This is a genomic window from Streptomyces sp. CA-250714 (assembly GCF_050936705.1).
In the GTDB taxonomy this organism is placed as follows: Bacteria; Actinomycetota; Actinomycetes; order Streptomycetales; family Streptomycetaceae; genus Streptomyces.
Map to the genome: position 1 here is coordinate 1,061,667 of NZ_JBNJMI010000002.1, position 12,312 is coordinate 1,073,978.

Annotated in this window: 12 protein-coding genes and 2 tRNA genes; 5 read left to right on the forward strand and 9 right to left on the reverse strand. The window is 69.9% G+C overall.

The genetic code is table 11. The features are described from left to right. Nucleotides 1-107: 107 nt before the first annotated feature. The gene (locus tag ACQEU8_RS23640) at nt 108-2,297 is read left to right on the forward strand and encodes an elongation factor G-like protein EF-G2 (protein WP_433104286.1); all 2,190 of its coding nucleotides are present in this window, start codon (nt 108-110) and stop codon (nt 2,295-2,297) included. Nucleotides 2,298-2,594: 297 nt separating this feature from the next. Further along, nucleotides 2,595-4,268 (forward strand): hypothetical protein, encoded by a 1,674-nt coding sequence (locus ACQEU8_RS23645; RefSeq protein ID WP_433104288.1) that lies wholly within the window; start codon nt 2,595-2,597, stop codon nt 4,266-4,268. 4 nt (nt 4,269-4,272) lie between these two features. Here ACQEU8_RS23645 and ACQEU8_RS23650 read toward each other — a convergent pair whose 3' ends face one another. From ACQEU8_RS23650 to ACQEU8_RS23680, 7 genes are all read right to left on the reverse strand, one after another. Then, nucleotides 4,273-4,812 (reverse strand): HIT family protein, encoded by a 540-nt coding sequence (locus ACQEU8_RS23650; protein WP_433104290.1) that lies wholly within the window; start codon nt 4,810-4,812, stop codon nt 4,273-4,275. Nucleotides 4,813-4,973: 161 nt separating this feature from the next. Continuing rightward, nucleotides 4,974-6,956, reverse strand: coding sequence for a threonine--tRNA ligase (gene thrS / locus ACQEU8_RS23655; RefSeq protein ID WP_433104292.1), 1,983 nt, complete (start codon nt 6,954-6,956; stop codon nt 4,974-4,976). Between the two features lie 166 nt (nt 6,957-7,122). Beyond that, the gene (locus ACQEU8_RS23660; RefSeq protein WP_433104294.1) at nt 7,123-8,040 is read right to left on the reverse strand and encodes a hypothetical protein; all 918 of its coding nucleotides are present in this window, start codon (nt 8,038-8,040) and stop codon (nt 7,123-7,125) included. Between the two features lie 171 nt (nt 8,041-8,211). After that, nucleotides 8,212-8,283, reverse strand: a tRNA-Val gene (locus ACQEU8_RS23665). A gap of 51 nt (nt 8,284-8,334) precedes the next feature. Continuing rightward, nucleotides 8,335-8,793, reverse strand: a complete 459-nt coding sequence (locus ACQEU8_RS23670) for an SRPBCC family protein (RefSeq protein ID WP_433104296.1) — start codon at nt 8,791-8,793, stop codon at nt 8,335-8,337. A gap of 83 nt (nt 8,794-8,876) precedes the next feature. Then, nucleotides 8,877-8,948, reverse strand: a tRNA-Val gene (locus ACQEU8_RS23675). Nucleotides 8,949-9,005: 57 nt separating this feature from the next. After that, nucleotides 9,006-9,362, reverse strand: coding sequence for a TIGR02611 family protein (locus ACQEU8_RS23680; protein ID WP_433104298.1), 357 nt, complete (start codon nt 9,360-9,362; stop codon nt 9,006-9,008). A 199-nt stretch (nt 9,363-9,561) separates the two neighbouring features. Between ACQEU8_RS23680 and ACQEU8_RS23685 the strand changes: the two genes are divergently transcribed. Both ACQEU8_RS23685 and ACQEU8_RS23690 read left to right on the forward strand, forming a co-directional pair. Next, a complete protein-coding gene (locus tag ACQEU8_RS23685; protein WP_026005227.1) occupies nt 9,562-9,975 on the forward strand; it encodes an SsgA family sporulation/cell division regulator in 414 nt (137 codons plus the stop codon). A gap of 248 nt (nt 9,976-10,223) precedes the next feature. After that, nucleotides 10,224-10,793 carry a CGNR zinc finger domain-containing protein gene (locus tag ACQEU8_RS23690; protein WP_433104300.1) on the forward strand — a complete coding sequence of 190 codons (570 nt, stop codon included), beginning with the start codon at nt 10,224-10,226 and terminating at the stop codon, nt 10,791-10,793. Nucleotides 10,794-10,835: 42 nt separating this feature from the next. Here ACQEU8_RS23690 and ACQEU8_RS23695 read toward each other — a convergent pair whose 3' ends face one another. Beyond that, nucleotides 10,836-10,997 (reverse strand): hypothetical protein, encoded by a 162-nt coding sequence (locus ACQEU8_RS23695; protein ID WP_276474314.1) that lies wholly within the window; start codon nt 10,995-10,997, stop codon nt 10,836-10,838. A 180-nt stretch (nt 10,998-11,177) separates the two neighbouring features. Beyond that, the gene (locus tag ACQEU8_RS23700) at nt 11,178-11,657 is read right to left on the reverse strand and encodes a hypothetical protein (RefSeq protein WP_433104303.1); all 480 of its coding nucleotides are present in this window, start codon (nt 11,655-11,657) and stop codon (nt 11,178-11,180) included. Nucleotides 11,658-11,760: 103 nt separating this feature from the next. Here ACQEU8_RS23700 and ACQEU8_RS23705 point away from each other — a divergent pair, with 103 nt between their 5' ends. After that, nucleotides 11,761-12,312 (forward strand): DsbA family protein, encoded by a 552-nt coding sequence (locus ACQEU8_RS23705; RefSeq protein WP_433104305.1) that lies wholly within the window; start codon nt 11,761-11,763, stop codon nt 12,310-12,312.

The window sequence follows — 12,312 nt, forward strand, 5'->3', positions numbered from 1 at the left end:
TATGGACGCCTGTCGGTAGCGGTGTAAAGCTCGAAAGGACCGTGGTCTTCGCGACCGCTCGGCCCCTTCAGCGTGCTCCAGCAGGTGACAACCGGAAGGCGGGACACATGGCCGACAAAGCGAACGCACACCCCGGAGCCGCCGGCAGGGCAGCGGCGGCCGACCACCCCGCGGCGATACGGAACGTGGTGCTGGTCGGCCACAGCGGAGCCGGCAAGACGACTCTGATCGAATCCCTCGCGCTCGCCTCGGGCGCGATCAACCGACCCGGCCGGGTGGAGGACGGCACCTCGCTCTCCGACTACGACGAGATCGAGCACCGTCAGCAGCGCTCCGTCCAGCTCTCCCTGGTGCCAGTCACCTGGAACGGCATCCGGATCAACCTCCTCGACACCCCCGGCTACGCGGACTTCGTGGGCGAACTGCGGGCCGGGCTGCGCGCCGCGGACGCCGCGCTCTTCGTCGTCTCGGCCGCCGACGGCGTGGACGGAGCCACCCGGCTGGTGTGGCAGGAGTGCGCCGCAGTCGGTATGCCGCGCGCCATCGTCGTCACCCATCTCGACGCCGCCCGCGCCGACTTCGACGAGATGACCGCCGTATGCCAGCAGATCCTGGGCGGCGACGACCCCGACGCCGTCATCCCCCTCTACCTGCCGGCGCTCGGCGAACGCCGCTCCGACGGCACGGCCCCGGTCACCGGCCTGATCGGGCTGCTCACCCAGCGGCTGCTCGACTACGGCAGCGGACAGCGCACCGAACGCGACCCGGACGAGGGACAGCTGCCGCTCATCACGGAGGCCAGAAACCGGCTGATCGAGGGCATCATCGCGCAGAGCGAGGACGAGTCGCTGATGGACCGCTACCTCGGCGGCGAGGACTGCGACATCAAAACGCTCATCGAGGACCTGGAAAAGGCCGTGGCCCGCGGCACCTTCCACCCCGTACTGGCCACCGCGCCCGCCACCGACGGCGCCAAACAGGGCCTGGGCACCATCGAACTGCTGGAGCTGATCACCGGCGGCTTCCCCACCCCCGAGGAACACGGCATACCCACCGTCACCACGCCGGAAGGCAAACCGCAGCCGGCGCTCAGTTGCGACCCGGCGGGCCCGCTCGCCGCCGAGGTCGTCAAGACCTCCTCCGACCCGTACGTCGGCCGGATCTCCCTCGTACGAGTCTTCTCCGGCACCCTGCGCCCGGACGAGACCGTGCACGTATCCGGACACGGGCTGGCGGACCGGGGCCACGAGGACCACGACGTCGACGAGCGGATCGGCGCCCTGTCCGCGCCGTTCGGCAAGCAGCAGCGCTCCCTCGACGCGGCCATCGCGGGCGATCTGGCGTGCGTGGCCAAGCTCAGCCGCGCCGAGACCGGCGACACCCTCTCCGCCAAGGACCGCCCACTGCTGATGGCGCCCTGGGTGATGCCCGATCCGCTGCTCCCCGTCGCCATCCAGGCCCACAGCAAGGCCGACGAGGACAAGCTCTCCCAGGGCCTCGCCCGGCTGGTGGCCGAGGACCCGACCATGCGGCTGGAACAGAACCCCGCCACCCATCAACTCGTCCTGTGGTGCATGGGCGAAGCACACCGGGACGTCGCCCTGGAACGGCTGCGGACCCGGTACGGGGTGCAGGTGGACACCGTCGAGCACAAGGTGTCGCTGCGCGAGACCTTTGCCGCACCGGCCAGCGGCCGCGGACGGCACGTCAAACAGTCCGGCGGGCACGGGCAGTACGCCATCTGCGACATCACCGTCGAACCGCTGCCGGGCGGTTCGGGCATCGAGTTCGTCGACAAGGTGGTGGGCGGCGCGGTACCCCGCCAGTTCATCCCTTCGGTGGAGAAAGGCGTCCGCGCCCAGGCCGCCAAGGGCGTGGCCGCCGGCTACCCGCTGGTGGACGTACGGATCACACTCGTCGACGGCAAGGCACACTCCGTCGACTCCTCCGACGCGGCCTTCCAGACGGCGGGCGCGCTCGCCCTGCGCGAGTGTGCGGGCCAGGCGAAGATCCACCTGCTGGAACCGGTCGCCGAGGTCGAAGTCGAGGTCCCGGACGACTATGTGGGCGCCGTGATGAGCGACTTGTCCTCCCGGCGCGGCCGGGTACTGGGCACCGAACAGGCCGGTCCTGGCAGCACGATGGTGCGCGCCTCGGTCCCCGAGATCGAGATCAGCAGGTACGCGATCGACCTCCGCTCGATGTCCCACGGCACCGGCCGCTTCTCCCGTACGTACGCCCAACACGAACCGATGCCGCAGCAACAGGCAGCGCGGATCCTGGACTCGGCCGGCTAGAGCGTGCCCCGCGCCCCGTAAGGGGCGCGGGGAACTGCGCGACCAGCCACAACGGCCCGCAGCCTGCGTACGCCGGACAGGGGCAGCCCCTGCCCAGAATCAGGGAAGGGAGCCGGCCCTCGGCCGGGCCACCCCGCGGCGGGGTAACCCCGTCATGCGACGGTCGCAACATCACCGCGGCTGAGGCAAGATGTGTGCCGACCACGGCAGTTGGGCAGCCGTCTGTCGTGGTAGGCGGCACCAACCGCGCCCGCGCGGTCGGGTGCCGCGAGCCAGATCCGAACGGAGTGGGGGCCAGTGGCCGGATTCGACGACCTCAGCAGCCAGCCCGACGTGGCGGCCGAGTTCACCCCGGGCGCCCAGGTCCCCATCTCAGGATCGGGCGGCCAGACGGCGGCGACCCAGGCACTCGCCTCCGCCGCGTACCGCGACGACGAGGTCCAGAAGCTCATCGAGGCCAACCCCGAGGCCAGTTTCAAAAAGCCCCGGCTCTCGCTGTTCGAACCCAACCTCGGCGAAGCGTTCTCCCGGGCCGTCCAGACCCGGCTGCTGGGCGGGGCCCGCAAACCGATCATCCAGTCCTTCGGCATCGAGCCCCAGACCGTCGTCGAGCACTGCCTGGCCGCCACCCGGGTACGCAAACAGCGCGACGCACGACTGACCGGGGTGATGGTCCTCTTCGGGCTGCTGTTCCTGCCCGGCGTCCTGCTGTGGCTGCTCGCGTTCCAGCTGCGCCGCATGATCGCCGGCTCCAAGGACAAACGCGCCGGCGCCATCGGCATGGTGGCCATGGTCGCCGTCGGAGCACTCGCCGTACTCTTCGCGATCAAGCTCCCGTACAGCGGCTTCCTGGGCATCTACCTCCGGGCCATGTTCATCGCACCGGTCATCGGCGGATTCTGGGCCAAGCAGATCTGCGAGCGATACGCCAAGGACCTGCGCAGCCGCTGGCAGAGCCTGCTGGGCGGCGCGGGAGTCGGCGCCAAGATCCCCGAAGCCGTGCCCCAGGACCCGGGCGACGCGGGCGCCGAACGCATCCGGCTCGGCCTGGCCAAGGTCGCCGCCGAACAGGCCAGCAACCTCGTCTACTACGCGGGCCCCAAGGGGATACTCGGCATGGGCACCCGCTGGGGCAGCTGGCAGCTGGCCGAAGAACTGACCCCCGCGCGCGAGGGCGAGGACATCCACCCGTTCCGCAGCTGGGACGTGGTCCGCTCCATCCACGACCAGCTCCGTATGCTGGAACGCGGCCCACTGCACACCGGCGGCTTCCCCACCCCCTCGATACGGCACTGGATCGTCTCCCCCATCGCCGAGGGCGCCAAGGAGGTCAAGCGCCCCGACGGTCAGGAGGTCGAGGGGTACCGCATCAAGGACTTCGAAATACAGCGCATCTGCAACGAGCAGCAGTTCGGCGCGGGCAACCGGCACTACCTGGGCGTCCAGTTCGTGCTCTGGGACGGCCAGTTGGTGATCACGCTACTGATCAGCGTCACCGTGCTGCACCACACCCTGCGCATCGAGGTCACGGGCCACGCCCTCGGTCCCGTCGACGGGCTGTTCACCAGCGGCCCGAAGGCCAAGACCAAGGAGGTCGCCAAGAGCGTCAAGTTCTGGGAGACCCGCACGGTCAAACTGCCGCTGGTGGAGACCAAGGAGGTCGTACGCCTCGCAGCGCGCGCCCCGCTGACCTGGTTCCCGCCCGTACTGGACTTCCTCGGCGGCAAGCTCAGCCTGCCCGAGCCGTTCGGCCTGCGGCACGCCTGGGCCAAGAAGCCGTGGCGGCACCGGTTCATGGCCGACGACGCGATGCGCGCGGCAACTCCCGTACTACGGGTCGTGCACTCGGCGGCCATCAAGGTGCTGGAGGAGAACGGCTGCAACGTCGAGAAGTTCGGCAGCCGCTCCCTCAACCTCAGCGCCGCCGTGCAGGACGCCAAGCCGTTCAAGGCCGACGTCTACGACGCCTGAGGGTTCACCAGGCCTCGGCCAGCATCGACCGGGTGTCCGCCAGCAGCTGGGGCAGCACCCGGGTGTGGCCCACCACCGGCATGAAGTTGGTGTCCCCGCCCCAGCGGGGCACCACATGCTGGTGCAGATGCGCGGCGATACCGGCGCCGGCGACACTGCCCTGGTTCATGCCGACGTTGAAGCCGTGTGCTCCGGAGACGCGGCGCAGCACCGTCATCGCGTGCTTGGTGAACTCCGCCAGCTCCAGCGTCTCGTCCTCGTCCAGCTCGGTGTAGTCCGCGAGGTGCCGGAAGGGGACAACCATCGTGTGGCCGCCGTTGTACGGATACAGATTGAGCACCGCGTAGACGTGCTCGCCGCGGGCGATGATCAGCCCGTCCGCGTCGGACTTCTCCGGGATGGTGCAGAAAGGACAGCCGTCCTCGGCGCCGGGGCCGCTCGGCTTGTTCTCGCCCTGGATGTAGGCCATCCGGTGGGGCGTCCACAGGCGCTGGAACTGGTCCGGCGCCCCCACTCCGATCTGCTGCTCCGGCTCACTCGTCATGCTCGCCAGCTTATGCGCCGTCCGCCGCCGGACACGAGGAGGGGCGGCCCCTCACGGAGACCGCCCCTCGCCGCACACCCCCGCAGCGGCGGGGACAAACGCCGTGCCGTAGATCCGGTGCAGCTGTGGGTTCGGACCAGCCCCGCACCTGCGGGGACCACTTACACCTGAACGCGACGCTCCACGACGTCCAGGATCTCATCAAGAGCCTCGCTCCGCGGAATCCCATTCTTCTGCGACCCGTCCCGGTAACGGAACGAGACCGCGCCATTGGCCACATCCTCGTCGCCGGCGATCACCATGAACGGGGTCTTGGACTTCTGCGCGTTCCTGATCTTCTTCTGCATCCGGTCCGACGACGAGTCGACCTCCATCCGCAGCCCCTTCGCCTTCGCCGCGGCGGCGAACTCCGTCAGATACGGCACATGGTCGTCGCCGATCGGGATGCCGATCGCCTGTACCGGCGCGAGCCAGGCGGGGAAGGCGCCCGCGTAGTGCTCCAGCAGGACGGCGAAGAAACGCTCGATGGAGCCGAAGAGGGCACGGTGGATCATCACGGGCTGCTGGCGTGAGCCGTCGGCCGCGGTGTACTCCAGCCCGAAGCGGGCGGGCTGCTGGAAGTCGACCTGGATGGTCGACATCTGCCAGGTGCGGCCGATGGCGTCCCGGGCCTGTACGGAGATCTTCGGCCCGTAGAAGGCGGCGCCGCCCGGGTCCATGACCAGCTCCAGGCCCTGCTTCCCCGCGGCCTGCCGCAGCGCCTCGGTGGCTTCCTCCCACTCCTCGTCGGTGCCCATGAACTTGTCCGACTCGGGGTCGCGGGTGGACAGCTCCAGATAGAAGTCGCTGAGGCCGTAGTCGCGCAGCAGGTTGAGGACGAAGGTGAGCAGGTTGTCCAGCTCGTCCGGCATCTGCTCCTTGGTGCAGTAGATGTGCGAGTCGTCCTGGGTGAAGCCGCGGGCGCGGGTGAGCCCGTGGACGACGCCGGACTTCTCGTACCGGTAGACGGTGCCGAACTCGAACAGCCGCAGCGGCAGCTCCCGGTACGAGCGCCCCCGCGCGCGGAAGATCAGGTTGTGCATCGGGCAGTTCATCGCCTTGAGGCGGTAGTTCTGCTCGTCGAACTCCAGCGGCGGGAACATGCTGTCCGCGTAGTTCGGCAGATGGCCCGAGATCTCGAAGAGCCGCTCCTTGGTGATGTGCGGCGTGTTGACGAAGTCGTAGCCGGATTCCTCGTGCCGCTTGCGCGAGTAGTCCTCCATCACCTTGCGGACGACGCCGCCCTTGGGGTGGAAGACGGCAAGCCCTGAGCCGAGCTCCTCGGGGATGGAGAAGAGGTCCAGCTCGGTGCCGAGCTTGCGGTGGTCGCGCTTCTCGGCCTCGGCGAGGAATTCCAGGTACTGCTTGAGCTCGTCCTTGGTCGGCCAGGCGGTGCCGTAGATCCGCTGGAGCTGGGGATTGCGCTCGCTGCCGCGCCAGTACGCGGCGGCGGAGCGCATCAGCTTGAAGGCGGGGATCAGCCGGGTGGAGGGCAGGTGCGGGCCCCGGCACAGGTCCTTCCAGCACAGCTCGCCGCTCTTGGCGTCGAGGTTGTCGTAGATGGTCAGCTCGCCCGAGCCGACCTCGGCCGAGGCGCCCTCGGCGGCGTTGGCAGCGTTGCCCTTGAGGCCGATCAGCTCCAGCTTGTACGGCTCGTCCGCGAGCTCCTCGCGGGCCGCGTCGTCGGTGGTGACGCGGCGGGAGAAGCGCTGCCCCTGCTTCTGGATCTGCTGCATCTTCTTCTCGATGCGCTTGAGATCGTCGGGCGTGAAGGGCTCGGCGACGTCGAAGTCGTAGTAGAAACCGTCCTTGACGGGCGGACCGATGCCGAGCTTGGCCTCGGGGAAGAGCTCCTGGACGGCCTGCGCCAGCACGTGCGCGGTGGAGTGGCGCAGGATGTTCAGACCGTCGTCGCTGGTGATCTCGACGGGTTCGACCTCGTCGCCGTCGGCCAGCGGGTGGGTGAGGTCCTTCAGCTCGCCGCCGACCCGGGCGGCGACGACCGAGCGCTCGCCCTCGAAGAGCGCGGCGGCCGTAGTGCCCGTCGTCACCACGCGCTCTTCCCGCTCGGAATCGCGTTGGATGGTCACACGGACATCTGACACCGGTCTCTCCTGACTCTCACCTGGGATGCGCGACCGTCGCCGCGCCGTGAGCGCGGGCACGCGCCGCGCCGTCGAATCGTACCGAGCCACGCCCCCCGACCGCGAAACGGTCACGGCGCCGACCGCGCACCGGCCGGCGGCCGGTGCGCGCTCCGGCAGTGCCGGCTCAGCCGCCCATGCCCTGCTCGAAGTCGTCGAGGCCGTTCCGCAGCTGCTTCAGCAACCGTTCCCGCGCCGCCTCGGGCACCGGCACGGGGGCGATGTCGTACGCGCCGCTGAGCCGGCGGAAGCCGCCTCTGCTCTCCAGCAGCCCGGCGATCCGCAGCGGCAGCCCTGCCAGGTGGGCGTGGACGGCACGGCGGTAGCCCTCCTCGTCCAGCCGGGCCCGTACCTGGGTGACCTCGGCCCCGGCGAGCACATCCAGCCGTACCGACCCGGGTCCGTCGGGCCTTGCGCGGCGCAGCCGTACGACGGTGCCCGTCAACCGCACGGGCACGGAGGGTTCCGCGCGGGTGTAGTGCCGTCCGGCCAGTTCCAGCGCGGGCAGGTCGCCGGGGGTGAAGACGACGGGCAGCGGGCGCGGCGGGCAGCCCTGCGGCGTCCCGGCCGTCCGCGACCAGGCCAGGGTGATCCGTACGCCTTCGGTACCGCGTATCAATTCGCAGAGCGAGTCGGTGAGTTCGGCGCAGCAGCCGTCCGCCACGGCGGTGTCGAAGTGCTCGGTGGCACCCGTGGCGCGGTAGCGGCACACGGCGTCGGCGGTCGCCCGCAGGGCGCGGCCGAGTACGGCGAGCTCGCGGCTGCCGTCCGCGGGGCCCGGTGTGACGCGGGCGGTCAGCAGCCGGCCGGCGCTGCCCTCCTCGGGGCTCTCGTCGTACCGCACCTGTTCGGTGAAGGCGTCGGCTCGCCGCTCACCGCGAGCCCCATGGAAGCCGGTGTTCCGGCGGGCGGCGAGGGCCGCGGCGCGCAGCATCGCGCGGGCTGCCGTGCTCAGCTTCTGCCGGGCACGCCAGGTGGCTGCCGTGTTGCTGGCGGGCAGTTCGCGTCTCCAGTGGATTTCATCGTCGTCGGCGGCGACTCGCATCACGCTCTCCGTGTCCCGGCCACTCCCCTCCTTCTCCTGACCACGGATCTGTGCGGCAAACGACCACTCTTGAAAGCGCCGCAGTCGGCGAGGGGGAAATCCGGGAAACGAAAAAGAGGCCGTCCCGTCTGCTGACGGTCCGGCCTCCGGTGATCTCAGGTGAACACGGGGTGGGCGATACTGGGTTCGAACCAGTGACCTCTTCGGTGTGAACGAAGCGCTCTCCCACTGAGCTAATCGCCCCGAGCGTTCCGCCGACGGCGCGGCGGCACGGGCAGAACAATACAGTGCGCCTCACTCTTCATCCAAACCCCTTTCCAGCAGGGCCCGCAGACCCCGCAGACCGCTGCGCATCATCAGCTTGTGGTTGACGATGAACAACGGCCGGCCCGGTACGGCGAGCACGCGCAGGAGCCGCCTGTTGACCTCCACGTCCTGTTCGAAGACCGCGATGGTGCCGGTGCCGTGGTGGCGTACGGTCCAGCGGGCCCAGCCGTCCATGTCGCCGCTCATGCCGATCTCGAGGATTCCGGCTGCGGGGTCGCGGCGAGATGTGCGGAGAGTTACGGAGAGTTCGTACGGCAGCACGGAGCGGATGCGCAGGGTGCCGCTGTCCTCCCCGGTCCTGGCGAGGCGGCGCACCTGGGGCCACCACTCGGGATATCTCTCGGCCCGCCCCAGTACGGCGAAGACGCGCGCCGGCGGAGCGGCGAGCCTCCATGCCGCGCGGAAGCGGTAGTGGTTGCGGCTCACGCGACCTCCCGGGAACCGCGGCCGACCTCCCGGAACGCACCGGGGCCCGGAAGCTGGTCGCTTCCGGGCCCCGGTGCACAGGGTGGGCGATACTGGGTTCGAACCAGTGACCTCTTCGGTGTGAACGAAGCGCTCTCCCGCTGAGCTAATCGCCCGCTGGCGCGCACAACATTACCGCATGTCAGCGGGTGCTCATGACCAGCAGCAGGCCCTCAGCGGGACTGCCGTTCCGCCCGCTGGGCGAGCCTGCGCTCCTTGCGCGCCGCCCGCCGGTCCTTGATCCACTGGGTGCCCTCCTGGTACTTGCGCTTGGTCCACCGCAGGACGTGCTGCGCCCAGACGAACTCGGTCGCCCACACGGCCATCCCGCCGAAGATCACCAGCCAGCCCGGACCCGGCAGCGGCAGCATGATCACGCCGCCGGTCACGATGGCCAGGCCAACGAGGAAGATTCCGACACGCCAGCTCATGTGCAGCGGCCGGGAAGCCTGCACGAATCTCGGCGCGCGGGAGCCGAGCGGCTTTTCTTCCCGGGTATCACGCGGCATCGCGTCACTCTCCGCAGTCATGAGGGACAAGGTACCTGACACCTTTCGATCAGGCCCGTTCACTTGATTGGCCGTACGTCTCAAACCTACAAGAGCCGTACGAAGGATTCGATTCCGTACAAATCAGTCAGAGGGGTTTACAACCGGCGCGTAGGTGGCATGTCGATTTCGCCGACGTGCGAATCCCCGAGCGCACACTGAGCGAAAGGCCCTGGCGCTTATGAACACAACGGTGAGCTGTGAGCTGCACCTGCGCCTCGTTGTTTCGAGCGAGTCCTCACTGCCTGTACCAGCGGGCCTGCGGTACGACACGGCGGACCCCTACGCCGTGCACGCCACCTTCCACACCGGTGCCGAGGAGACCGTGGAATGGGTTTTCGCCCGCGATCTCCTGGCCGAGGGCCTGCACCGGCCCACGGGCACCGGGGACGTCCGAGTCTGGCCGTCCCGCAGCCACGGTCAGTCCGTGGCCTGCATCGCCCTCAGCTCCCCGGAGGGCGAGGCCCTGCTCGAGGCCCCGGCGCGGGCACTGGAATCCTTCCTCAAGCGGACCGACGCGGCGGTGCCGCCCGGTACCGAGCACCGCCACTTCGACCTCGACACCGAGCTCTCGCACATCCTCGCCGAGAGCTGAGACCGCCGGTCACCGCGGCCGTCCGACTCGGGGCGACGGCCGAAGGGACTGGCAGCCGTGTGCCACGGCACCGCTTCGTGTAACGGCACACTGCGACGCCGCCGCCGCGTAGAGATACGCGGCGGCGGCGTCGCTGCGTTCGGCAACCGAACTGCCACCGTCCGAAAACAGCCGACTCCCGCGCGAGGCGCAGCGACTAGGCTTCCGCATCAGGCCGGAGATGTTCCCGGACACGGCAGGAGCGGCCCGTGCAGATCAACCACGACACCCGGTGCGCGCTCGACCAGGTGGTCGAGCTGCTGAACACCATGGCGGACGGCGACACCCCCGACACGCTGGTGTCCGTGGCGGATCTGCGTGCCTACGTCGAGCGCAACAGCGTCAGCGGTGTCGGCACGCTCACCGAGGAGGACCTGCGGGCCGTACGGGAGGCGCGGGAGCGCTTCGCGCAGGTGTTCGCGGCGGAGGACTCACGTACGGCGGCCCGGCTGATCAACGCGCTGGTCGCGGAGGCCGGGACGACGCCGCAGCTCACCGACCACGACGGCTACGACTGGCACGTCCACTACTTCGCGCCCGGCGCGTCCCTCGCGCAGCATCTGGCGGCCGACGGCGGCATGGCGCTGGCGTTCGTCCTCGTCTCCGGCGAGCGTGACCGGCTGCGGCGCTGCTCGGCGCCCGACTGCCGGCGCGCCTTCGTCGATCTGTCCCGCAACCGCTCCCGCCGCTACTGCGACAGCCGCACCTGCGGCAACCGTCTCCACGTGGCCGCCTACCGTGCGCGGCAGCGGGAGTCGGCCGAGGCCACCCGGAGCTGAGCTCCGCGCCGTACACGCTCGCCGTGGTTCCTCACCGGCCGCTCACAGCAGGAGCAGATCGTGCGCCCCCGCCGCGCCGAGCAACACCGCGATCACAGCGAGGAACAGCATCAGCGGCGGTTGGGAGAGTGCGTACAGACATCCCTTGGGCTCGGAGGGCGGCAGCTCGTCGAGCTCGATCGCGGAGTTCGGCGTCGTGTCCATCTCGCGGTGATCATGTCGCAGACCTCACGACCGCGTACGACCGCACGCCCTCTTTCCTGGTGGTTTCCAGTGGAAAGCCCCTCATTGTCCGGACAGGCATGCTAGAGCCGCGGACACACGTGAGCGAGGCGGGTGCCGGTGCGAGCCGGCTCCAGCCCGGTCGGTAGTCGGTAGTCGCCGCTAGATGCCGTGCTTCTTGAGGATCGCTTCGATGTCGGAGAAGTCCTCGCCGGACTCGGCGGGCTTGTTCTTGCCGGCCTTGGCCTTCTCGGGCTTGGCCTTCCGCTGGGTGGCGGGTGGGGCGGAGGAGCCGAGGGCGGGGGTGCCCGCGGCGGGTTCCGCGGCACGGGACCGGCGGGCGGGCTTGGACGCGGCACGGCCGGCAGCGGCGCGGCCGATGATCCACAGCACGACGGCGCAGGCCAGCACGGCGAACCCGGCCCAGACGGTGGGCTTGAGCACCAGGTCGGCCGCCCAACTGCCGAACGCCCTGCCGATCTTGCCGCCGAGGCCGACCAGCCCGGACATCGCCAGCCCGACCGGCACCAGCGCGACGGCGGCCAGCCGCGTCGCGGCGGCGAAGCGGCGCCGCCACGCCGTCAGGAAGGCGACGGCGAGGCCCGCGGCGGAGAGCGCGGCGCAGACGGTGGTGGTGAGCATGTCTCCATCGTCGCACCAGGCGGGCCGCGGCCGCCATGGCTTGGCCTCCGGTTCAGGGACATCTCGGGGTCGGGCCCCTCCGCGCGGCTGAGAGACTGTGGCCATGGACAACACCACCGACTCCGGCACCTCCCTTCCCCAGTCTTCGGCCGGGAGGGACCCGCACGCCCTCGCCACGCTCGATGTGTGGTGCGACCTCCAGTGCCCGGACTGCCACCGGGCGCAGACCGATCTGCGGTCGCTGCGGGAACGGTACGGCGACTCGCTGGAGATCCGGCTGCGGCACTTCCCGCTGGAGAAGAACAAGCACGCCTACGCGGCGGCCCAGGCGTTCGAGGAGGCGTACGAGCAGGGCAAGGGCGAGGAGTACGCCGAGGCGCTGCTGGCCCGTACCGGGGAGCTCAGCGGGCGCGGCGAGGAGCTGCTGGTGGAGGTGGCGCGTGAACTGGGCCTGGACGCCGAGGAGTTCTCCTCCGCGCTGATCGACGGCCGGCATCTGCTGGTGGTGGACGCCGACCAGGCCGAGGGCAAGGCGATCGGGGTGAAGGGGACGCCGACGTACGTCATCGACGGACAGCGGCTGGACGGCGGCCAGAGCCAGGAGGGGCTGCGGGAGCGCATCGAGGAGATCGCCGACCGGGTGCTGGGGCGCTGA